Here is a 22387-nt window from a genome sequence, read left to right on the forward strand (position 1 = left end):
GTTCTGCGCAATGATTTATGTTAGTTATTATAACACTTAAATAACATGGCGCTTAAAAATCCAAATGGGTCAGTGCGGTGTTAACGCTCATCGCCGCCTTACTCCCTCCGGCAGCCGCAACCACAAGCTGGGCGGGCGAAATCGTGGCCGCATCGCCTGCGGAGTAGACATGCTCCACCGTCGTTTTTCCGTAATCGTCTATCGCCAGACCGCCGCTTTCGTTTAATCTGCAGCCTAATTTCTCGGCACCCCGGATAGGGAGATACCAGTTCGACGTTACAAAACCTCCCGTACGGGCCACTTCCGTCCCGTCGGCAAAGACGATCTTTTGCAGGCGGCCGCTTTTTCCTCTCAGAGAAGCAATTCGCTGCTCGAAGATCCGTACCCCCCGGCTCAGAAGCTTCGCCCGCTGCTGCGGCTCAATCGATCCAACCCCATTGGTGCACACAATCAGATCTTTGCTCCAGTTATAGACCGTGGATACCATCGAGAAGCGGTGGGACTCATTCTCCGAGATGACGGCAAGCGGCTGGTCTCTCATTTCCCATCCGTCGCAATACGGACAGCTGAATAAGGACGAGCCGTAATAATCGGCGACGCCCGAAATATCGGGCAGCTTTTCCTTTAGTCCTAGCGCCAGAATAATCGTCCGCGCCTGATACACCTCTCCGGTGCTTGCCTGCACGAGAAACAGGGCATGCCCCCGCTTTACCATATCCACGGCCTTGGTCCGAACCACCTTGACGGAAGGATATTTGCTTATATCCAGATGGGCAAGCCGCCGGAATTCATCGGGCTTTACGCCGTCTCTTGTAATAAATCCATGCGATTCGCGCGTCACCGCATTCCGCGGCTTGTTATCGTCAAACAGCACAACGTGCCGTCTAGCCCTGCCCAGCACAAGCGCTGCGTTAAGCCCAGCCGGTCCGCCTCCGATAATGGCGCAGTCGTACAGCTTCATCTGCTATCACTCCTTAAAAACCTGTATCCTTACTCGCTATTCGTTCAGTATGGCATCTTTGCGCAAAAACAAAACGCCTACGAAGGAACAAAAAAACCGCGATGCTTAGGAAGTCTTGCTTCACTAAGTACGCGGTTTGCTCGGGTTTTATGCTTGGTTAGGGAGAATTGCGGAAAAAAGTTTATCCTCGAACCGGGTGGAGAGTACGACTAGAGTCGAAGAAAATCCATAGGTATGGCATTTTTCAAGGAAGCTCTCCAAGGTTTCGCTTGTTTCCGTCACGACCTTCAATAAATAATTGTACTCCCCGCTCGTTCGGTAGAAATCCACGATCTCAGGGGCGGCCTCGCTAAAGGCTTCGAATTCCTTGCAGTGGCTCGACTTAAACAATACAAACGCCGTTGTATACTTGCCAAGCTTGGATAAGGACAGCTCTGCCCGATAGCCCGTTATGACTCCCTGCTCCTCCAGCTTACGGAGTCTCTCGGTGACGGCCGGCTGCGACATGGCAATGATGCGGCTCATCTCCGAGATCGTAATCCTGGCGTTATCATGAAGAATCGACAGTATTTTATGATCAATTTGGTCCATGAAATAGATCACCTCTAATTTTAAAGGTTTGGGACAGCTACTAACGTAATCATTAAGTTTTCGAGCGCCAAATTCCTTAATCCTCTTATGTGAATTGTAAGCCGATTCCAATAAACTGTCACTAATAACCAATGAAGGAGATGGATGATGATGACAATGACCTTTAATGAAACAAATAGAACGAATGGCTTAAGCTTTTTCACCACCGGAGACGGCGTTCGAATAGCGTATCGAGTCGATGGGGCAGCCGATAAGCCGGTACTTATGCTGGCGAACTCCATTGCTACTTCCATGAATATGTGGGAAGGACAGATCGAAGCATTCGGGGAGCATTTCCGCGTGCTGCGCTATGATTACCGCGGTCATGGCGACTCGGATACGCCAGCCGGGCCTTATTCCTTCGACCGATTGGGAAGAGATGTCATCGAGCTGCTCGATTCGCTTCGGATCGACCGCGTCCATTTTCTCGGATTGTCGCTTGGCGGTGCCGTCGGGCAATGGCTTGGCATCCACGCTCCCGAACGGATCAGCCGGCTGATCTTAAGCAATACCTCGTCCTATCTGGGACCTGCCGAGCAGTGGGATGGATTGATTGCTTCCGTCCTGCAAGCAGAGAACTTGAACGGTTTCGCCGATACGTTTATCAAAAACTGGTTCCCTTCGAATATGATCGATTCGAAGAGCGGGATTGTCGCTGCCTTCCACCGGATGGTCCTCGCCACCCGCGCGGAAGGAATCGGAGGCAGCTGGGCCGCAATCCGCGACATGGATATGCGCCGGACCGCTGCTCTTATCAGCAGCCCGACACTAGTCATCGCAGGTCAGAATGATACGGTGACGCTGCCAAGTCACGGCGAATCACTTGCCGAGACGGTGCCGCACGCAAGGCTTCTTATGCTGCCCGCCGTCCATCTCCCTAATGTGGAGTTTCCGGATGCGTTCGAGAGCGCTGTTCTGGACTTTCTGTTGTCGGAGTAAAGAAGTAAGGCTGCCGTTTAATCCGGCAGCCTTACTTCTTTATTTCTTTCCTGATACTTAAAAGCCTCCATGCAAATACTTACTTTACAGGATTAGAATGAGATCAGGAGGAATCGCATGCTATACATGTTAGGTCTAGCCTTTTTATTCGCCGCGGTCAGCATCATTCTTCTTCGTCTTGCCGGGCGTAAATCGATTTCGCAAATGACCATGCCCCAGCTGGGGATCTTGCTGACGATAGGCGCAATTATGGGCTCGGAGGTAAGCGGAAAAGGAGCCTTAAAGACGATAGCAGCAGCCGCGGTGTTTGTTCTCGTTCTTGTAGGGGTCGAATGGCTAACGCTAAAATCCAACACTGCCGAGCGATTGCTAAAGGGATTTGCCGTACCCGTTATCGAGAATGGAGAGGTTATAACAAACAATTTGAGAAAGCTGCGCATATCCGTAGACGATCTGGAGAAGAGATTGCGCATGCACGAAATCTCGGCTTTCCAGGACGTAAAATCGGCGACAATCGAGGTCAACGGAGAGCTTGGCTATGAGCTTTATCCGCATGCAAAGCCTGCCACGATAAGAGATATCGAAAGCCTGTTACGATCCTATTTCCCGCAAGCCGTTGCACCCCCGGCAGTAAATTCCGGCAGCCGCAATCTATTCGCTGAAGTCAGCACGCCGCATAAGGATGAAGTTCCGGATCAACTTCAATAGAAGATCATTCGTGCAAGTAAGGGCTGCCGATGACGGCAGCCCTTACTTGTCGATTGCATTTTATTTAATTTGGATATCAATGTCCCCGTGAATCCGAGTCGGATAATCCTGAATATGAAGCGTAAGCGGACTCTGGTATTTCTCCTTCGGAATATAGAATTGGTACTCGGTATCTGCCCCATTGCCCGAGGTACCCGTCATATGCGATTCGAAAGAGTGGCCTGCAGCGTCCTTAAACGCGCCTTCAAATAGACTATACATGCGATCCTGATCAAGCGGATCGTTGTTCTTCAGTTCGAAAACAAGAATGTCCTGCCCATCCTCGCTACTAGTGCCTATGTCTTTCAGAGTAAGCTGGCTGTCCGGTCTGGCAAGCAGCTGCTTGCGTTCGAGGTCAACCTTCACCTCCAGTTTATCTTTGTCCAGCGCCCGAATACTGCTCGCCCGCAAATAGAGATGCTTGGGCTTCTTGAAGTAATTGCTCTGGAAGTACAGTACTTGGCTGTTCTCGTTTATAGTAGACCCGGATATGCCATTCATTATCGAACTGAACGCTTCACCTCTTTCATCTACAAGCCGAAGATCATCGAGGTAGAACAGCTTCTTCGTATTGGCCGGATCATAATTTACTTCAACCCCGATTCTTGTTGGGTAGACTGTCATCTTCCCGAAAGTGATTTTCTGGCCTTCAACCGCGACAGTCTGGTTCAAATCGTAAGTTTCCTTCATTCCTTCAAACTTCGCTTTATCTACAGGAACAGAAAAATGCCATTCTATATCCGTTGTTGCAGCTTCGCTGACTTTATTGAGCTTCAGTTCCAGCTCCAACGTATCCGGCAAGCGAGTTCCGTCTTGGGGCTGGAATTCTATTGTATCTTGCCTTATCTTCCAGTCCTCTTCAAACGCACCGGAACCGTACGAGCTAGATATATGCTCAACATTAGATATTCTAGCTCCATTGAAATTAACAACACTCTTCCGTTCATCTACATTCTCTAACGTATAGAACACAATGATTCTCGATTCGTCGGCGATCATACCGTCAATCGTTACCTTAATCCCGTCCTGTTCTTCCGAGAGACCTACTGGCTGCATAAAGTCATTGTCTATGGCCAGTTCAAGGCCCTTATCGTAATGAATGAGCTCGACAAACGGCTTAAGGCCTGGTATCTCCCCCACGTACGCGGCTACCTCGGGAGAGAACCGAACGGACGCAACCGATACGAGAAGCAATAGACATGCGGTATAAGCAGCCACTCTGGAAAATACTCTTCGTCTTCTGCGCTGCCGGCCGGCCCTTATGCCGCTCCATATCCTCGCGTCAATCTCGGAAGGTATGGGAATGTCCTCCATGTATTCCTTCATCGCCTCCAGCTCCGGAAGCTCCCGCGCTTGTTCATCCCGATACTCATCCATTCGGCTCCCCCTCCTTCCCCAGCCGCTGCCGCAGCCCGCCTAGCGCTTTATGCAGCCAAGTCTTGATCGTCCCTTCCGGCTTCTGCAGCGTTCTCGCAATCTCCGTAATGGTCAGATCGTGATAATACTTCAGCTGAATCACTTTCTGATAGTTCGCATCCAGCTGCTCCACCGCCGACTCGAGCATCACCCGCTCCAGCAAGGCCGATTCGCCATTTGCCGCATGCGGATCAAGAGCAGCAGCCACTGCTTGCTGTCCGTCCGCTCTTCGCGTTTTCCGCTTGGCTTCGTCCGCACAGTAATTCATCAGAATCCGGATCAGCCAGCTGCCGAAATACTCCGGCTCCTTCAGCTTGCGAATCTGCATATACGCGCGGCAGGTCGCTTCCTGCACGGCCTCAAGGGCATCGGTTTCGTTTTTCAAATACGAATAAGCAATCCGGTACATCTTCTCCTTGTGCTGCGTAATGAGACTATAAAAGGCAGCATCGTCGCCCCGTCTCGCTGCGGCCACCAGTAATTCGTTTCCCACACGCTTCCTCCCCTGCCATTTCCGCATCTACTTATTAGACTTCCGGGAGGAGCAAACGGTTTTGGCCTAAATAAAATAAGCAGACGAATTCGCCTGCTTAATCAACCAGCTTCATGAAAGACTGAACATGCTTCTCTAATTGCTCGAGCTCTTCACCGGACAATTGATCTCCCCGGAAGCTCTCGGCGTCTTCGTCGGGGATCAGAATCGTTGACGGCTCGTGAAGCTCTTCCGTTCGATGAAATCCATCCTTGGTATCCAGTACGTTCGACTTATAACCCTGTTCGTGCGTAATGACGGTTTTGACGTACTTGCCTCCCGTATCGTAGAAGTCTTCAACCGACTTCAGCTCCACCCTCGTATAATTCTTGTCTGCCTTTGTCGTCATGATGGAATTCACTTTCTTAAACCCCGCTGGTTCATACAGTCCTTCCGCATTCTGCTCCATGACTTCAATGCCAAAAGCTTCGATATGCCGAACCTCTTCCGCCTGGCCGCATGCGCTTAGCAGGAAGATCATGCCCAAGAACAGACTATATACTAACCTCCGCAAATCCCCACCTCCTATAAATAGGACGTTCACCGCATCTAAAAGTTTCCAAATAAAAACAAAAAAGCAGACGGTTTCCGCCTGCTCACTTATAAAGCCTTCTCATAGCAATCAACCTCAATGCCGATGTTGGCCAATTTGGTCGCATAATATTGAAATCCCAAGGAGCCCCAAAACCGTTTGGCGGGTTCATTTTCGGGAATAACGCCGATGCGTACGGACTGTTTCCCTTCCTGCTTAAGCCGCTGCTCATAGGAAGCGTAAGCAGCCTTGCCGTAGCCTTTCCCTTTCAGCCGGTCGTGAATCATGAGAAGGCCAAGCCATGGGTAACCATCCTTCGGATTCTCGTCCAAGTATTGCAACAACCCAATAGCACGGCCATCCAGCCGAATCAGCAGACTGTGCTGGTCTGGAGAAAGCTGCTCAAGAAGCTCCTCGCGAGAGCGCTCGGGGCGACCGTTCTCCATGAGATTATAGGCGGTATTCGAATTCACAATATCCTGAACGGTGTCGAGATCGGCTGGTTCAACGGGGACGAACCGAATGTTGAGACGCATCGTTTAAACACCCTCCAGACCTTTAATATACCAGGCATCGCAGGCAAAATGCTCCGATCCGGCTAGCGGCGCAGACAGCGACTCGAAGCCGTGCTTGGCGTAAAAGCGGTTAGCGGCATGCATATTTTGCAGCGTTTCCAGATAGCACTGTTTATAATGAAGCCGGGCAAAGGTTAACGCCGTATCGAGCAGCTTTGCCGCCATGCCCGTACCGCGTACCGCCGGGAAAAGATACATTTTCTGCAGCTCGCAAACTTCCTCCGAGTCGGCAAAAGGCGCAATTCCGCAGCCGCCCACAACCTCTCCGTCCTGCTCAATGACCCAATAGGCCCTGCCATCGCGATTATAATAGTCGGACAAGCGGCTCAGGCTCTCGTCGGCCCAGGCCAACCCCTCCCGATTGCCTCCGAACTCGATCAGGCATTCTCTGATGACGCGTTCAATGGCTGCGTTGTCCTTCTCCTGAAGCTCTCTGATGATCATGCTGACAACCTCCGTTTCCGTACCTATTATAATCCGAAATGAGGATAGAAAAAACCGCGCAATAGAGGATCTCCTCGATTGCGCGGTTCTTCTTGCTAGGCGAATAAAATTATTTGCCTACGATAGCGTTAAGCTGTGCACGGCCTGCGATGATCTCTTGTTGATAACGATCTTGCATCGGTTCAAGGATCGAAGGCTCGCCGCCAAGAGCAACGATTTTTGCAGCTGCGTCGTCCATGATCACTTTGTACTGGCTAGTGCAGCTATTGAACGCAGCGGTACCCGTCTTGTACAATTCCGTCTTCTCATGCGTCGACGTTAACGTCGTGAACTCAACCGCGATGTCCGTCAGGCCAGCCTGGCACTGGTTGCGCAGCTGGAACAGCTTCGCGGAAGTGTCATTGTACACCTGTTGGATTTTTTTCTCGTTATTGCCATTGTTGCCGTTGTTACCGTTGTTGCCGTTGTTGCCGTTGTTGCCGTTGTTGCCGTTGTTGCCGTTGTTGCCGCTGTTGCCGCTGTTGCCGTTGTTGCCGCTGTTGCCGCTGTTGCCGTTGTTGCCGTTGTTGCCGCTGTTGCCGCTGTTGCCGTTGTTGCCGTTGTTGCCGTTGTTGCCGTTGTTGCCGTTGTTGCCGTTGTTGCCGCTGTTGCCGTGGTTACCGTTGTTGCCGTTGTTGCCGTTGTTGCCGCTGTTGCCGCTGTTGCCTTTACCGTTGTTGCCCTTGCCGTTCTGAATGCTCTCCACTGCCTTTTGCACTTCTTGCGCAAAGTTCTGAATAACCTTCTGAATGAACGTATTGGCAAGCGGCTGGAACGACGATTGCGAGAAAAAGCTCGCGTTAACGGCAGCTGTTGGCGCTTTGGATGCCGCTGCCGCGCTCGAAGCGTTCACGATCAGCGCCGGCACAAGCAAAGCCGTAGCAGCCAGCGTTATCAGCGCCCGGAATTTCTTTTTCATACCTTCCTCCTCCTGCATTTTCTGCATTTCCTGTATTTTCGTTTATAAGGTAAACCTGCACTCCATCCGCCCGGCCGAAGCGGACTTTCATTCAAGCGCTCACCCCCTTTCGAGATCAGGATTAGCAGTTCGTTAGAGGTTCACCGAAGGCTTTCCCTACAAATTCACGGATTTGCGCTCCGCCTCATGGCGATTAACCGGACGGCGACCCACCGAATAGTAAACAAAACCGTGCTGCTCCATAACCTTCGGATCAAAGCTGTTGCGTCCGTCAATGATGATCGGCTGCTTCATCCGGTCGCGGACTTTCGCCAAATCCATGGTCAGTACTTCATTCCACTCCGTCAAAATCACGCAAGCATCGCAGCCCGCTGCCGCAAGCTCCGCCGACTCCAGATAAGCGACCTCCGCTGGCAGCTGTTTCTTTGCCGCTTCGGCTGCAATCGGATCAAACGCGCGAACAACCGCTCCTTGCTTCAGCAGCTCCGGAATAATGCTTAAGGAAGGCGCTTCGCGCATGTCGTCCGTGTTAGGCTTGAATGCCAGGCCAAGCACGGCAATCTGCTTGCCCGCAAGTCCGCCAAGCGTCTCGCGAAGCTTGTCCATGACAACGAAACGCTGGCGATGATTTGTTTTGATAACGGACTTCAGCAGTTCGAAATCATACCCCGACTTGTCCGCGATATGCGCTAAAGCATAAGTGTCTTTCGGGAAGCAGGACCCGCCGTAACCGATGCCGGCCTGAAGGAATTTTTCGCCGATCCGGCTGTCCATGCCCATGCCCTTTGCTACGTCTTCAACGTCGGCGCCGACTTTCTCGCAAATGTTCGCGATGGCGTTGATAAACGAAATTTTGGTCGCGAGGAACGTGTTCGCCGCGTATTTGATCATCTCAGCGCTTTCCAGATCCGTCTTGAAGATTCGCGTGTTGAAAGGCGCATGCAGCTGCGCGATCTTCTCCGCCGCCTCCGCATTGTCCGAGCCGATAATGGCGCGGTCCATGTTCATGCAATCCGACAAGGCCGTGCCTTCGCGAAGGAACTCCGGATTGGACACGACGTCAAAGCTGGTCCATGGGTACTTCTTGTTCGCCTGAACAACCTCGCGCACAAGCTCGCCTGTGCCGACCGGCACGGTGCTTTTGTTCACGATGATTTTGTGGCCGTTCAGATGCTCGCCGATTTTCTTCGCCGCCGACATGACGTAACGCATATCCGCTTCGCCCGTCTCCGACATTGGCGTGCCAACCGCGATATACACGATATCCGAAGCTTCGATCGCTTCGCCTACTTCGGTCGTAAAGAGCAGGCGGCCCTGCTCCTTGTTGCGAAGCGCCATCTCTTCGAGACCCGGCTCATAGATCGGAATGACACCGCTATTGAGCAGGTCGATTTTGCGCTGATCCACGTCGCAGCAGATGACCCGGTTACCTACCTCGGCAAAGCAAGTGCCCGAGACAAGACCGACGTATCCGGTACCGATTACTGTAATTTTCCGCATGTTAGTTCGCCGCCTTCGTAATAAAATGCTTCTCGTACACTTGCTGCAGGTAGCCCAGCACATCCTTCTGCAGATCATCGCGCTGAAGGGCGAAGTCGAGTTGCGCTTTGATAAAACCGAACTTGTCGCCCACGTCGTAACGAACGCCCTCAAAGTTGTAAGCAAGCACGTTGCGCTGGTCGTTCAGCTTCTTGATCGCATCGGTCAGCTGAATTTCGTCGCCCGCGCCCGGGGTTTGATGCTCGAGAATATCGAAGATTTCCGGCGACAGGACGTAACGGCCCATAATCGCGTAGTTGGAAGGAGCGGCTTTTTTCGAAGGCTTCTCCACCAGACCGTCCAGGAAAAAGACCGACGGCTCGATCGACGATCCGCGAGGAGCGATAATCCCGTATTTGGATACATCCTCGTCGGCAACGCGCTGTACGCCAACAACCGAAGACTGGTAGCGGTCATAGACGCGGATCAGCTGGCTGAGGCAAGGGTCCTCGGACTGTACGATATCGTCGCCGAGCAGGACGGCAAACGGCTCGCTGCCCACAAAGCTGCGCGCGCACCAGATCGCGTGGCCGAGGCCTTTTGGCTCTTTTTGACGGATGTAGTGAATGTTCGCCATCTCGGAGATGCCGCGGATTTGCTCGAGCTCCTTCGTCTTGCCTTTCTTGGCCAGCATGTCCTCCAGCTCGAACGTTTTGTCGAAATGGTCCTCGATCGCCCGCTTGCCGCGGCCGCTGATGATCAGAATGTCTTCGATGCCGGAAGCGATCGCTTCCTCGATAATATATTGGATAGTCGGCTTGTCCACGATCGGCAGCATTTCCTTCGGTTGAGCCTTCGTTGCAGGCAGGAATCGGGTGCCGAGACCGGCAGCTGGAATTATCGCTTTACGCACTTTCATGGGACATCCTCCTCGATTTCATTTGAATGGTTTGTTTGATGCAGGTGATGACGCGGTCTTGCTCATCCCACGTGAGACTGGAGCCCGACGGCAGGCAGATGCCTTGCTCGAACAGCGTGTCGGACACGCTGCTGCCCGGCTCATGCGGGAAGTACGGGTAATATTGCAAAAGCGGCTGGCGGTGCATCGGCTTCCATACCGGGCGCGCTTCGATATTGGCTTCGGTAAGCTTCTCCAACAGATCGGCCGGCGTGCAGCCCGTGATAATCGGATCGATCGTCATCGTCGTCAGCCAGCGGGTAGAGCGGCCGTATTCCGCTTCGGGCATCATGGCAATGCCTTCGATATCCGCAAAAGCATGCTTATAGCGGTTAAACACCGCTCTGCGTGCATCTACCCGTTCGTCGAGCAGCTCCAGCTGTCCGCGGCCAATACCCGCCAGCACGTTGCTCAAACGGTAGTTGTAGCCCAGCTCCGCATGCTCGTAATGAGGCTGCGGCTCGCGGGCCTGCGTCGCCCAGAAGCGCGCCTTCGACAATGCCGCGGTATCGTCGGAGACCAGCATGCCGCCTCCGGAGGTGGTAATGATTTTATTGCCGTTAAAGGAGTAGATCCCGAATTTGCCATGGGTACCGCTGGATTGGCCTTTGTACGTGGTGCCCAGGGATTCGGCTGCGTCTTCAATGACCGGCACGCGGTATTTGGCGCAAATCCGGTTGATGGCGTCCATGTCGGCGTTTTGCCCGTACAGGTGAACGACGATAACCGCTCTAGGCAGCTGCTTGTTGCGATGCGCTTCCTCGAAGGCGCGCTCGAGCGCCTTCGGCGACATCGTCCAGGTCTCGGCGTCGCAGTCGATGAAGACCGGCACGCCGCCTTCGTACAGCACCGGATTCACGCTTGCGATAAACGTAAGCGAGGAGACGAAAACGCGGTCGCCGCGTCCAACTCCCAGCAGCTTAAGCGCCATATGGATGGCCGCGGTGCCGGAGGACAGCGCAACTGCCCCCTTCGCTCCCACTTTCTCCGCCAGCTCGCGCTCGAACTGGTCGACATTGGGACCAAGCGGCGCGATCCAGTTCGTGCGGAAGGCTAACTCTACGTATTCGCGCTCCCGCGTTCCCAAATGCGGCGGGGATAAATAGATTCGACTGTTGTTCACGTCGCGATCAGCTCCTCTTTGTGCTGCCCGCCTCTGTCAGGGCGGGCTATGTGGTGCACGCGGCTCGCGTTGGCAGCGCCGCGCGCTTGATTTTGGTTTGCTGCGCCGCCAGCGGCGAAGCTGCGGCGCGGGATGTGCCGTAAGGGGATTTCCGCCTTACGGCGGTGCTTTTGCCATGGCGGCGGCTAGTGCATGCAAGGCTGTTTTCGGCCTTATACCGCCTCATTCGCGCAGTCCTACAGCGCCTTTTCCACGCTGAGGCGTGGCGGCACGACCCGTGCCGGAACGCCTACTGCTGTCTTGCCGCCGGGGATGTCCCGGACGGCGACGCCGCCCGCGCCAAGCACGGACCAGCTGCCGACGCGGATGCGCGGGATGAGCACCGCGCCGCTGCCGATATGCGCGCCTTCCTCGGCGGAGGCGGCGCCGGCCATGGTCGCGTTCGGCGATATATGCGCGAACGGGCCGACCAGCGCGTCATGCTCGACGACCGCGCCGGAGTTGATGATGGCGTGCGCGCCAACTACGGCGCCCGGGCCGATGACAGCGCCGGGCATCACCACGGCGCCAAGTCCGATGTGCGCATCCTCCGCGACAACCGCCGCGGGATGAACCAGCACGGCGTAAGAGGACTCGGGCAGAGCGAGCATCTCAACGATGGCCCGTCTCGTCCGGTTGTCGCCGATGCCGATCACCACGTGCATGCCCGGCTCATCCGCGAGAAAATGCTTCAGCGTCGCGATTGGACCATACGGCAGGCCGCCTCGCAGCTCGACGCCTGAGAAGCGGTCGTCGAGGACTGCCGCCAACCGGTAAGTCTGAGATACCCGGGCGATATCCATCAGCACCCGGCCATGTCCACCCATACCCACAACGATGAGAGGGCGTCTTGCCGGCTCCTCCATTACCCGGTATTGCTCCGTATGACCGCTAATCATGATGCATTCCCCATTTCTCTGCTTCCCGTAAATTTTTGAACGGTGGCCTGTCCCGCGCTCGAGATTCCGTCGCGCTTCAGCACCTTCCCCACAGTCCGTACCAATATGCGAAAATCAAACCAGATGCTTCGCCGCTCCACGTACGCGAGATCAAGCTTGAACTTGTCCTCCCAGGAGACGGCATTGCGGCCGTTCACCTGCGCCCAGCCCGTAATGCCCGGACGGACATCGTGGCGATGCGCTTGCTCTTCGGTATAGAGCGGGAGATATTCCATCAGCAGCGGCCGAGGCCCCACCAGACTCATATCCCCGCGAATCACGTTGAATAATTGCGGCAGCTCGTCCAGACTCAGCTTGCGCAGCAGCTTGCCGAAGGACGTCAGCCGCGCTTCGTCCGGCAGCGGCTGGCCGAACCGGTCGTACGCATCCCGCATCGTGCGGAACTTCAGCACATAGAACGGACTGCCGTACCTGCCCGGACGCTGCTGCTTGAACAATACCGGCGAGCCCAGCTTCAGCTTCACCAGGAGCGCTACGACCAGCATCACGGGCGACAGCAGCAACGCAGCCGGTACGCTGGCAATCAGATCGAACAAGCGCTTGCCGAAGGCATTCAGCCTAGCCCCTAGTCCGCGGCTCCGATCCACTTGGACCTTCGTACTGCGATACAGCCGCATCAGACGCTCGACTACCCGGGCTTCCGTAAACGCCGCTTCTATCCGCCGTCGTCCCGCATCGCCCATCCGCTTCCTTGCTTCCGGCGTGTTCATCATCGCCGCCAGCGCTTCGCCCAGCTGCATGGAATCCCGGTAAGGGACGAGCAATCCGGTCTCGGCATGCGCCACCAGCTCTCGCGTGCCCAGCACCTTGGTGGCAACTACCGGCTTGCTTAACGCCATCGCCTCCATCAAGGAGCGTGGGATGCCTTCTTTTTCCGAGGTGAGCGTTACGGCATCGGCCATGACCAGCCAAGGAATAATCGAGGATTGCTGACCGACGAACAGCACATCGTCCTCGAGGCCGCCCATTTCCGCCTGAAGCTTAATCTCCGCCTCCAGCGGGCCTTGTCCGGCCAGTACCGTTACCCAGTTCAGCGCACCAACCCGCTTGAGCTCCGATAAAGCATCAAGCAGCAGGCTATGGTCCTTCACCGGTTCGAAACGCGCCGCCATAAACAGCACCTTTTCCTCCCGGTCGATTCCATGCTTCCTGCGAAGCGCCGCCGTCTGTTCCGGCGTAACGCTACCTGCCAGTTCGTCCAAATGCTTAAGGTCTACTCCGTTGCCTTCCACGAACACCGGCCGCCAAGGCGCCAGCTTGCGAAGCACGCCGGCATCCTCCTCGTTCTGCGACGCAAGCGCATCGCAGCATGCCGCGCCAAACTTCTCCAGCATTTTGTATAACCAATAGGTCTTCCTCGGCTGCCCTTCATAAAACGGCAATCCGTGGCTCGTATGAATAACAACCGGGACCCTTGCCAGCTTCGCCGCAATCCGTCCGATGAGGCCGGCCTTGGCCGTGTGGGTATGCACAATGTCATACCGCTCCCGGCGGAACAGCTTATACATCGCAAGGATCGACCTCAGGTCGGCAACCGGTTGAATGGACCGCGCCATCGGGAGCAGCTTCCATTCGAACGGGTAGGCTTTTTCCTTCATCAGCTCCGCGTCTACACCCTCCGGAGAGGAGATGAAGGTTACCTGTACGCCTTCCTGCTGCTGAAGCAGCCGAAGCTTGTCGCCCATAATTTTGTGGCTGATGCCGGAGGTGCAGATATGGGCTATTTTTTGATTCATTGTCCCGCCGCCTTTACCGCCGTTTCCAGGTCGGAATGGGCGCCGTAATAGGACTTGTACCACTCGGCAAAACGTCCGATGCCTTCCTCAATCGATGTTTCCGGACGGAAATCCACATCCGCCATCAGTCCGTCGATGTCCGCATAGGTAGCTGTTACGTCGCCCGGCTGCATCGGCTTGAACTCCATAACGGCTTTGCGCCCCAATTTATCCTCGATCGTGTTGATGAACGCCATAAGCTCAACCGGCTTGTTGTTGCCGATGTTGTACACCTTGTAAGGCGCATAGCTCGTGCCCGGATCCGGATCGACGCGATCCCACTCCGCGTTTGGCTGCGGCGCGCGGTCGAGCAGACGGTAAATGCCTTCGACAATGTCGTCGATATACGTGAAATCGCGCTGCATTTTGCCTTCGTTAAACACCTGAATCGGCTCTCCGGCCATAATTTTCTGCGTAAAGCTGAAGTACGCCATATCCGGGCGGCCCCATGGACCGTATACGGTGAAGAACCGAAGCCCCGTTGTCGGCAGGTTATATAAATGGCTGTAGGCATGCGCCATCAGCTCGTTGGATTTCTTCGTTGCCGCGTACAAGCTGACCGGATGGTCGACGTTATCGCTGACCGAGAACGGCATGCTGACGTTGGCGCCATACACGGAGCTGGAGGAAGCGTAGACCAGATGCTTGATGCCCGCCTGCCGCGACGCTTCCAGCACATGGCCGAAGCCCTGCAGGTTCGTCTCCAGATAAGCAAAAGGATTCGTGAGGCTGTAACGCACGCCCGCCTGAGCCGCCAAATGAACGATCGTCGTAACGCCTTCCTCCCGGATCAGCGCCAGCAGACCTTCGTAATCCGCCAAATCCTGCTCGGCTCCCTTGAAGGACGGCGAAGCGACCAGCTGCGACCAGCGGTCCCGCTTCAGCTGCACATCGTAGTAATCGTTGAAATTGTCCAGCCCTACGACGCGTTTGCCTTCCTTCAGCAATCTCGCGCTCAAATGGAAGCCGATAAATCCGGCTGCTCCCGTCACCAAAATCGTCATATAGCCCCCACCCTTTCTCTGCTCTCGCTTGTGCTTGTTGTTTCGCTGCCTGTATAGGTCTCGTTTTGCTCCGTTGTGTCCGGAAGAACTTGTTCCGCCGCGGCCGCGGCTTCCGCTACCGAATCTTGCAAAGCCCCTTGTCTCACCATATCGCCAAAGGACTGCCAGAACGCCTGCCGCTTCGCATCAAGCCGCTGCTTCGTGAATTGCTTCGACTTGCCGAAGTTCTCCTCTGCCTGCTCCTTCAGCCATTTGCGGTCAAACGTCGCGCGTTTGATCTGCTCGGACAGCTGGCCGACTTGGCCCGGACGATGCAGGCAGCTCTCGTGGATCAGCTCCGGAATGCCGCCTGCCGTAGATCCAAGCACCGGGCATCCCCGGCTCATCGCTTCAATCGTGGCCCGCGGCAGTCCTTCCTGGTAGCTTGGCTGCAGATACAGGTCGATGCCATCCAGCCATTCGAATACGGCCCCGCCGCTTGGCAGTACGCCTTCGAAAGAAACCATGCTTCCAATGCCCAGCTTTTCGGCCATGGCCTGCCAGCGTGCCGGGTCCCCGTCGCCAAGCACGCGGAACTTGGCTGATGGCAGTTGCTGCTTCGCTTTGGCAATGGCGCGAAGGGCAATGTCGATCCCTTTCGTGCGGCCGTTCAGCGAGCCGATCAGCCCAATCGTCATGGGCGAATCCGGACTCATCGCCTGCAGACGCTCCAACCGGCGTGTCAGCACTTCGTCGCCCGGCTCCGGAATTTCCACATTGGAGCAGGATTCCGTTTTGCCTCCAATATTCGGATAACGCTGCTGCAGGAACCGCTCCGTCACATACAGGGCATAAGGCGCGTCCTTCACGATCGCCCGCGTCTGGCTGAGCGAGAACGGCGCGTACAGCTTGCCTTGCAGATTGCCGTAATTCCATAATCCGTCCCAGGCGCAAGCTACGACTTCAACCGCATAAGGCTTGCCCATTTGGCGCGCAACCCGAATCGCTTCGGCTCCGATTTCGCTTGGCACGCGAGCGATAACGGCGTCAGCTTTGCCGATCGCTTCTTGCAGCAGCTGCTCGATGTAGCCCCGCTTCGTCATTTTATTGACCGGATTGCTCAGGGACGGAAGTACAAGAAAATCCACATTAGGTCCGCTCGACAGCGTTTTGCCCGCCATATCTTCATCCGAGGATGCTTTCTTGCCCCGGGCCGCAACCGTAATCCGGTCGAAAACGCCTAGATACCTTTCCCATACCGCATAAGGCAGCTTGCCGCCGGAGAAAAATTTCCCCGATTCGTTAAAATAAAACGTATGGTCATGTGCCCACAGCACGTTCATGTCTTTCCCTCCTTCTATTTCTAATGCCCGGCGGCGGTTTATGCCGCCTCGGGCGGATCCAACATTACCGTAAGGTCCCTTAGGGACCTTAACGACCCAAACCAGCTGCTACTTCCGCAGCTTAAGGTCCCTTAAGGACCTTAAATACTTGCCGGCTTTGGCGCCTTCTCCAGCGCCTAATGCCTATGGCGCCCTAAGCGCCTTCCGGCGCGGGAGGCGTCACCGCTCCGATGCTCTTCACGGAGCGTGCCGGTACGCCGGCCGCCAGCGTGCCTGCCGCGACCGGTTTGTTCACGACAGCGCCGGCGGCGATAACCGAACGGGCGCCAATCTCGACGCCGGCCAGGATGCGCACGCCGCAGCCGACCCACACATCGCGGCCGATCCGAATAGCCGAGCCCATCACCGGGTTGTCGCGGATCGGAAGCGACGGATCGTTCCAGGTATGCTGGAACGACACAACCGAAGACTGATGCGCAATCGATACTTCATCCTCGATGATCAGTCCGCCGTAAGCATCGATGTAGCATTGCTTATGGATGCTTACATTCGAGCCGATGACCAGCCGCTCCGGATAACGGAGCTCGACCGAGCGCCCGATTAACACATTGTCGCCGCAGCGCTTCGCCATTCTTCTCAGCAGGACGTACCGCATCGCGACGCCCGGCAAATCCGGCAGCCAGTCGCTTAAGACCCACATCCACTGCAGCAGCGGCCTTGGCACCGGCTTCAGCATGGCCTCCGCTATACGCAGAAGGCCGCGGAACCGGCCGAACTGGTCTCGTCCTCTTTTTTTCGTCTTATGGACCGCACTCCGTTCCAATCGATCTCCCGTCCATTCACCTGCCCTACGTCGTTGTTCTTGTTCCGCCATGCGCTTGCGCCCCCTTTCCGCCGGCAAGCCTATCATGCCAAGCAGGTGCTGCCGCACCTCCAGCCGGCACTCGAGCAGCCTCTTGCTGCTTCAGCTCGCGGTCTTGTTTAGTCTTTAAAGATTGAATTTTCCGATGTTTCAGAATAAAGATTTTGCGGCACCACATAATGGCGTAGGCAGCAATCGTATAAAGAATCGGAAGTACCGGCAGCTTCTTGCGCACCATGTTATCCCCGATCGTCCCGACGCCATAGTCCAGCTCGCGGCCCGTAATCGTGACATAACCGACCAGCACCAGCGTGCAGGCATAGGTGAAGATCAATGCCGCCGCCATCAGATAAAACTTTCTCGTCTCCTTGTAGACGATCGCCTGATAGACCGAAATTATCAGGATAATGCCCATAAACACCGCTTCCAGCGTGCGAAGCAGCAGCTCCGGCTCCCAGTTGCTGAAGTTGATCGGATTCGGACTGAGAAACAGGAAAATCGACAGCATCGTAGCGTTAATGATGCCAAGCGGCCCAATTTGCAGGAACAAGAGACCAGCCGCTCCAGCCATGACGCACATGGAAGTGCGGACCTTCTGGGTATACAAGAAGTAAAAGCTGAGCGTATAGATAATCGCGTAATCCCTCAGCCCCGTCGCGTACAGGATGACAAGAATGAACAGCAGCCATCTCTTGCGGACGAGCAGCAGGGCCCCAAGCAGCCCCAGCCATACGCAGGTAATGTCTTTGGCGAACAAGGAGGACATGTACATCAGCGACGGACTCAGCATTAACCCGACTACCGAAACGATGACAAAAGGCTGCTTCGCGTTCTCCGGATCCGGAAGCTCGTACCCGAAGCGGCTTGCGTTCAGCTTGTACGTGCTGTTGACGATCAGAATGAGCAGCACCGTGTTGAACAAAATAATCGCCAGCGGATCGTCCAGCTCCAGCCATTTGAAGAAAGGCATGTACAGCAGGCCGAATACCGGGTACGCGGAAATGTTCATCCAGCTGGTCTGAATTTGCTCCATGGCATACGGCATAAATTGCGACAGCTTCTCGAAGGTGGTCACTTGCTCGTAATAGTGGATCTCGTCCGGACCGGCCAGCGGATTAACGGTTGCCGCGTAGATCGCTTTGCCCGCCAGCGTAGCCGTAAAGCTCGCCATCAGCAGCACCGGCGCATTCGGCCAGCGCATGAGCACGAAGAACGGCAGCAGCAGCCCGCTGTAAAGAATAAGCGAAAGCCTCTCATCCGCGGCAAAAGCCCACTTCGCCGTCAGTATCAGCAGGACGGAATAACCGACAAGCATGATTTTCCGCGTATCGACTAAACGGTCAGCCTGCATACAGACGCTCCAGCTTTTCCGCGCTTACGCGGATATCGTAGCCGCGCTCGCCCAGCGCAGCCGCTCTTTCCTCCCAATCCCCGCCGCTTAGGGCTCTCCGCTCGCCGATGCTGGCCATTGCTTCCGCCCAGCGCTCCGGCGGGTCGTTCAGCGCAAGACGCTCGATCAAGCCGATTCGCAAATCCGCTTCCCTCGGCACCGTCTCGGAGATCAGGCAAGGCACGCCGGCAGCTTGCGCTTCAATGAGCACGATGCCAAGTCCCTCGTATAGCGACGGCAGGACAAAGGCGTCCAGCGCGCCAAGCAGCTCCGGCACATCCTTGCGGAGGCCCAGGAAGTTGACTTTGCTCTCTATGCCAAGTCCGCGCGCCTTCTCTTCCATCTCCGCCCTCAGCGGTCCGTCGCCGCAGAGCAGAAGACGGGACTTCGGGCGCAGCTTCACCAGGCTTGCGAAGCTGTCCAGCAGCAGCGCGTGATTCTTCTGCTTGCTGAACCGGCCGATATGGCCAATCAGCAGCTCATCCTCCGCCGCGCCGAAGCGGCGGCGAAGCTCCTCGCGGTTCTGCCGGACAAGCGACTCGTAAGGAGCCAGCGTAATGGCGTTCGGGAACACGTCCACGCGCCCGTCCTTCCAGCAGCCGTCCCCGAAAAGCGACTCGCAGGCCGCCCGCGAGCAGCCCAGCATATTCGTGGAATGCCGACTGATGAGGCTGCGCATATACGAACGGTACAGATTGCGAACCAGCGAAGTCGACTTGCTGTCGCTTGTGTTGTGACTATGGCTGATCCGTACCGGCACGCCCAGCTTGTCCGCCAGCTTAAGCACGTACCCGCTGAAGCCGAATACATGACTGTGCACCGCGGCGTAAGGACCGTATTTGTTCATGTTGGCCGTCAGCTGCTTGCGGAAGGAACGGATTCCGTCCTTTGGCGGCGGCTGTACAAAGATGGTTCCTCCAAGCGCCCGGATCTCGTCATCGTAGAAGGAAGGCTCCGGCGACTGTACGGCAAAGTGAAACTCGTATTTGTCCCGGTCAATGTTCCGGTATACATTCATCAGCAGCGTTTCGATGCCGCCGGGATGCATGCGTCCAACGACATGCAGCACTTTGATTTTGGTATGGCTCATGGCAGTATTCTCCCGATATGTTCATAGAGCTGCAGTTTCTTGGCGTCAATGGCCGGTCCAGAGTCCGCCATCCGGCCGTCCACCGCCGCGGCAAGCTGCTGCCTGCTCTCGCGGAAGTCGATCAGCTGGCTCTTCATGCCAAGATCGGCGAAAATATTCTCAAGCTTCCGGTCCCAGATCAGACCGTACGTCGGCTTGCCCATTGCAAGCGACGGAATGCAGGCGTGGAGCCGCTGCGCAATAACGGTGTCGCAGGCGGCAATCGTGCCGACCAGCTGTTCTACCGTTGTCGGATACGGGGTGAACTCGACACCCTTCACTCCAGCCAGGCGCGGCTTCACGAACTCCTCGACAAAGGCGTTATCCGATGCCGCGCCGTTGGTGAAGAAGCTTACGCTATGCCCCGCTCCAATCGCGACCTTCGCCGCCTGCAGCCACCAATCGGCGCAAGCCTCGCGCTCCCATCGGAGCTCGCAGTGACGGTTCATTTCATGCGGATCCATGACGCCAAGGCCAACCTTTCGTCTCCCCGGCTTTTCCTGTCCCGCCGCCGCCTCCGTCAGGCCGAAGGCCTCCGGCGTGAACAGCGCCGGGTCGGCTAAAGTAACCGTCTTGACCGCAAGCTTCGGATCAAGGTCAAGCAGGAAACGCCGCGAGTCTTCGTCCCGCACCGCGATCGATGTTGCATACCGGCAAGCCCCAAGCAGCCAGCGTTTGGCTTGCGTGCTCCAAGGCCCGCGCGCGCCAACAAGCAGAATATGAAGCGGCTTGCCTTGACGCTTGGCTTCCTCCGCTACGCGGCGGACGGCCAGCGGAAACGTCCAATACGTATCGATGAGCAGATGCCCGCCCCCGATAAATACCGCTTCCGACTCCTCTACTGCCTGCTGCAGCTCCCGGTTCAGCTTCTCGTTCTTGCTGCGGTGAATCCAATAAGCCTTCAGGCGCCGGAGCGCATCCGGCGTCATCTTCTTGCTCGAGCCGGCGCTGTTCAGCTTCACGGCCGGTGCCGAAGCATAATGCACGGCCGCCGAAGCCGGAGGGCCGGCTAACGCGTAATGCAGGCCGCCCCGCGCCGAGTAGATCGGCATCGATTGATCGCAGCGGCCGTCAAGCAGGTCGAAATGAATAACCTGATGTTTGCCGCGCATGGAGATAATCCGGTTTAACGTATAAGCGATGAGGCCATCGCCTAAATTCGGCGACTTCGGAACCCCCGCCAGCAATACTTTCTTCACGAGTAATTCCCCCTCTTTCTTGCGAATGACAGGCTTGGCGCCCATGCAAGCGTCTGAACGCCCGGTTTGCGCCTGACGAGCAGAACGGCCGCCGAGTTCCAGACGATAATCGACAGGGTAGAGGCGAGAGCTCCGCCAAGCATCCCCATTGCCGGGATGAGCAGCGCATTAAGCGCCGCATTCACGACCGCGGCAGCGATCAGCACTTTGGTGAGCGCGTTCTGGCGTCCGGTCATCGTAGCGACGGTGCCGTTCTGCCCGCAATAAGCGCTGAACAGTTGGCCGAAGGCCAGAATCAGCAGGGACGGATAGGCCTTCGTGAACTCCGGACCAAAAAGTCCCAGCGTCCAATGGCCAAGCACGACGAAGTAAGCAAACACAACCGCCGCGAAAGCAAATCCGATCCGTCCCGTGCGGAGGCATACCCGCTGGAGACCGGCCATATCGCCTTTTGCATACTTTTCGGATACAAGCGGCGATGCCGTCATATTCACGGCGGTCAGCATAAACGACACCAGGACGGCCAGCCGGACCGCTGCCGAGAAGAGCCCCGACTCGGTCTCGCCTCTCATAAAGCCCATCATTAACACGTTTAATTGTCCAAGAATCAAATACATGCCGGCATTAATCATTAACGACGATGATAATCGCAGCCAGCCGCGCGTCTCATAGTTCGGCTTGACCGCAGCCGTCTGCGGGCCAATCCGCTTCTTCAGCACAATCGCGCCAATCACGTACGTGACGGCCGTTGCTATCGCGAAGCAGAGCAGCGCCATCGCGGCTCCAAGCTTCACGCCGGCAGCGCCAAGCGCCGCGACAAACCCAATCGTCAGTACCGGGCGGATAATCTTTTCCGGCATTTGCGCGAATAACGCGTCCTTCATCGCCTGCAGCGCGCTTTGGCGCAAGGTAGCGAGAGTAAGAAGCGGAATCGCGGCAAAGCCGGCGATATAAGCAATCGTCTTGGCGTGAGCTTCGCTTCCGCCTGTTCCGCCCCTGCCCCAGTCCATCAGAGCAACAACGGCTATGCCGATAAGCGCGGCCAGAACGGATAGCGTAAAGCCAATTTGATTGCTTCGGCGAAGCAGCCCTTTGATTAACGGCCAGTCGCCTTTCACCCGATAGGCGGAGACCAGCTTTACCGTTGCGGTATCAAAGCCAAGCTTCGCCGGGAAAACCATAAACGTAACCACTGTCGTTACAAACGCGTATATGCCGTAATCCTGTACGCCAAGCAGCCGGGCCAGCGCAATCTGCAGCAGCATTGCCAATCCCATCCCAACGGAGTTGATCAGGAAGCTGGCGCCTCCTCCCCGGCCGAGCCGCGAAGCGATTAGCGTTCGAATAGAGCCTGCGCCCGTGCTTGCGCTCGAGGCGCTGCCCTCCTTGATGCCGAGTTTCATGCTGCACACTC

General features: G+C 56.1%; 22 protein-coding genes and 1 pseudogene. 2 read left to right on the top strand and 21 right to left on the bottom strand.

Features of this window, described 5'->3' with window-relative positions; translation table 11 throughout:
* Nucleotides 1-52: 52 nt before the first annotated feature.
* Nucleotides 53-961 carry an NAD(P)/FAD-dependent oxidoreductase gene (locus EV294_RS23715; RefSeq protein ID WP_132311363.1) on the bottom strand — a complete coding sequence of 303 codons (909 nt, stop codon included), beginning with the start codon at nucleotides 959-961 and terminating at the stop codon, nucleotides 53-55.
* A gap of 147 nt (nucleotides 962-1108) precedes the next feature.
* Nucleotides 1109-1552 (bottom strand): Lrp/AsnC family transcriptional regulator, encoded by a 444-nt coding sequence (locus EV294_RS23720; RefSeq protein WP_132311365.1) that lies wholly within the window; start codon nucleotides 1550-1552, stop codon nucleotides 1109-1111.
* Nucleotides 1553-1699: 147 nt separating this feature from the next.
* Here EV294_RS23720 and EV294_RS23725 point away from each other — a divergent pair, with 147 nt between their 5' ends.
* On the top strand, nucleotides 1700-2530 hold the full coding sequence (locus EV294_RS23725) for an alpha/beta fold hydrolase (RefSeq protein ID WP_243711771.1): 831 nt from the start codon (nucleotides 1700-1702) through the stop codon (nucleotides 2528-2530).
* 117 nt (nucleotides 2531-2647) lie between these two features.
* Nucleotides 2648-3238, top strand: coding sequence for a DUF421 domain-containing protein (locus tag EV294_RS23730; protein WP_132311369.1), 591 nt, complete (start codon nucleotides 2648-2650; stop codon nucleotides 3236-3238).
* A gap of 60 nt (nucleotides 3239-3298) precedes the next feature.
* On the opposite strand, the gene EV294_RS23735 is transcribed toward EV294_RS23730, so the two are convergent.
* The 19 genes and pseudogenes from EV294_RS23735 to EV294_RS23825 form a co-directional block, all read right to left on the bottom strand.
* A complete protein-coding gene (locus EV294_RS23735) occupies nucleotides 3299-4654 on the bottom strand; it encodes a DUF4179 domain-containing protein (RefSeq protein WP_132311371.1) in 1356 nt (451 codons plus the stop codon).
* Complete coding sequence (locus tag EV294_RS23740; RefSeq protein ID WP_132311373.1) at nucleotides 4647-5186, bottom strand: sigma-70 family RNA polymerase sigma factor; 540 nt, start codon at nucleotides 5184-5186, stop codon at nucleotides 4647-4649. Before EV294_RS23740 ends, EV294_RS23735 begins: the two co-directional genes overlap by 8 nt.
* A gap of 97 nt (nucleotides 5187-5283) precedes the next feature.
* Nucleotides 5284-5739, bottom strand: coding sequence for a hypothetical protein (locus EV294_RS23745; RefSeq protein ID WP_243711772.1), 456 nt, complete (start codon nucleotides 5737-5739; stop codon nucleotides 5284-5286).
* Nucleotides 5740-5825: 86 nt separating this feature from the next.
* Nucleotides 5826-6293 carry a GNAT family N-acetyltransferase gene (locus EV294_RS23750; protein ID WP_132311375.1) on the bottom strand — a complete coding sequence of 156 codons (468 nt, stop codon included), beginning with the start codon at nucleotides 6291-6293 and terminating at the stop codon, nucleotides 5826-5828.
* Nucleotides 6294-6296: 3 nt separating this feature from the next.
* The gene (locus EV294_RS23755; protein WP_132311377.1) at nucleotides 6297-6776 is read right to left on the bottom strand and encodes a GNAT family N-acetyltransferase; all 480 of its coding nucleotides are present in this window, start codon (nucleotides 6774-6776) and stop codon (nucleotides 6297-6299) included.
* 109 nt (nucleotides 6777-6885) lie between these two features.
* Nucleotides 6886-7734, bottom strand: a complete 849-nt coding sequence (locus tag EV294_RS30545; protein WP_207918186.1) for a hypothetical protein — start codon at nucleotides 7732-7734, stop codon at nucleotides 6886-6888.
* 156 nt (nucleotides 7735-7890) lie between these two features.
* Entirely contained in the window at nucleotides 7891-9234 is a 1344-nt protein-coding gene (gene tuaD, locus EV294_RS23765; protein WP_132311379.1) for a UDP-glucose 6-dehydrogenase TuaD, read from the bottom strand.
* 1 nt (nucleotide 9235) lies between these two features.
* Entirely contained in the window at nucleotides 9236-10132 is an 897-nt protein-coding gene (gene galU / locus EV294_RS23770; protein ID WP_132311381.1) for a UTP--glucose-1-phosphate uridylyltransferase GalU, read from the bottom strand.
* Nucleotides 10119-11294, bottom strand: coding sequence for a DegT/DnrJ/EryC1/StrS family aminotransferase (locus EV294_RS23775; protein ID WP_132311383.1), 1176 nt, complete (start codon nucleotides 11292-11294; stop codon nucleotides 10119-10121). The genes galU and EV294_RS23775 overlap by 14 nt, the downstream gene beginning before the upstream one ends.
* A 236-nt stretch (nucleotides 11295-11530) precedes the next feature.
* The gene (locus tag EV294_RS23785; protein WP_347813058.1) at nucleotides 11531-12232 is read right to left on the bottom strand and encodes an acetyltransferase; all 702 of its coding nucleotides are present in this window, start codon (nucleotides 12230-12232) and stop codon (nucleotides 11531-11533) included.
* A complete protein-coding gene (locus EV294_RS30765) occupies nucleotides 12229-12849 on the bottom strand; it encodes a sugar transferase (protein ID WP_279513603.1) in 621 nt (206 codons plus the stop codon). The genes EV294_RS23785 and EV294_RS30765 overlap by 4 nt, the downstream gene beginning before the upstream one ends.
* A gap of 114 nt (nucleotides 12850-12963) precedes the next feature.
* A pseudogene (locus EV294_RS30770) lies at nucleotides 12964-14028 on the bottom strand (glycosyltransferase family 4 protein); the annotation flags it as partial.
* A complete protein-coding gene (locus EV294_RS23795) occupies nucleotides 14025-15071 on the bottom strand; it encodes an NAD-dependent epimerase (protein WP_132311389.1) in 1047 nt (348 codons plus the stop codon). The gene EV294_RS23795 and the pseudogene EV294_RS30770, both read right to left, overlap by 4 nt.
* A complete protein-coding gene (locus EV294_RS23800) occupies nucleotides 15068-16393 on the bottom strand; it encodes a glycosyltransferase family 4 protein (RefSeq protein ID WP_132311391.1) in 1326 nt (441 codons plus the stop codon). Before EV294_RS23800 ends, EV294_RS23795 begins: the two co-directional genes overlap by 4 nt.
* Nucleotides 16394-16586: 193 nt before the next feature.
* Nucleotides 16587-17267 carry an acyltransferase gene (locus EV294_RS23805; RefSeq protein WP_132311393.1) on the bottom strand — a complete coding sequence of 227 codons (681 nt, stop codon included), beginning with the start codon at nucleotides 17265-17267 and terminating at the stop codon, nucleotides 16587-16589.
* The gene (locus EV294_RS23810) at nucleotides 17242-18606 is read right to left on the bottom strand and encodes a hypothetical protein (RefSeq protein ID WP_132311395.1); all 1365 of its coding nucleotides are present in this window, start codon (nucleotides 18604-18606) and stop codon (nucleotides 17242-17244) included. Before EV294_RS23810 ends, EV294_RS23805 begins: the two co-directional genes overlap by 26 nt.
* Nucleotides 18596-19735, bottom strand: a complete 1140-nt coding sequence (locus EV294_RS23815; RefSeq protein WP_132311397.1) for a glycosyltransferase family 1 protein — start codon at nucleotides 19733-19735, stop codon at nucleotides 18596-18598. Before EV294_RS23815 ends, EV294_RS23810 begins: the two co-directional genes overlap by 11 nt.
* Nucleotides 19732-20973, bottom strand: coding sequence for a polysaccharide pyruvyl transferase family protein (locus EV294_RS23820; RefSeq protein ID WP_132311399.1), 1242 nt, complete (start codon nucleotides 20971-20973; stop codon nucleotides 19732-19734). Before EV294_RS23820 ends, EV294_RS23815 begins: the two co-directional genes overlap by 4 nt.
* On the bottom strand, nucleotides 20970-22376 hold the full coding sequence (locus EV294_RS23825) for an oligosaccharide flippase family protein (RefSeq protein ID WP_132311401.1): 1407 nt from the start codon (nucleotides 22374-22376) through the stop codon (nucleotides 20970-20972). Before EV294_RS23825 ends, EV294_RS23820 begins: the two co-directional genes overlap by 4 nt.
* Nucleotides 22377-22387: the final 11 nt, after the last annotated feature.

The sequence above is a fragment of the Paenibacillus sp. BK033 genome (assembly GCF_004345425.1).
GTDB lineage: Bacteria > Bacillota > Bacilli > Paenibacillales > Paenibacillaceae > Pristimantibacillus.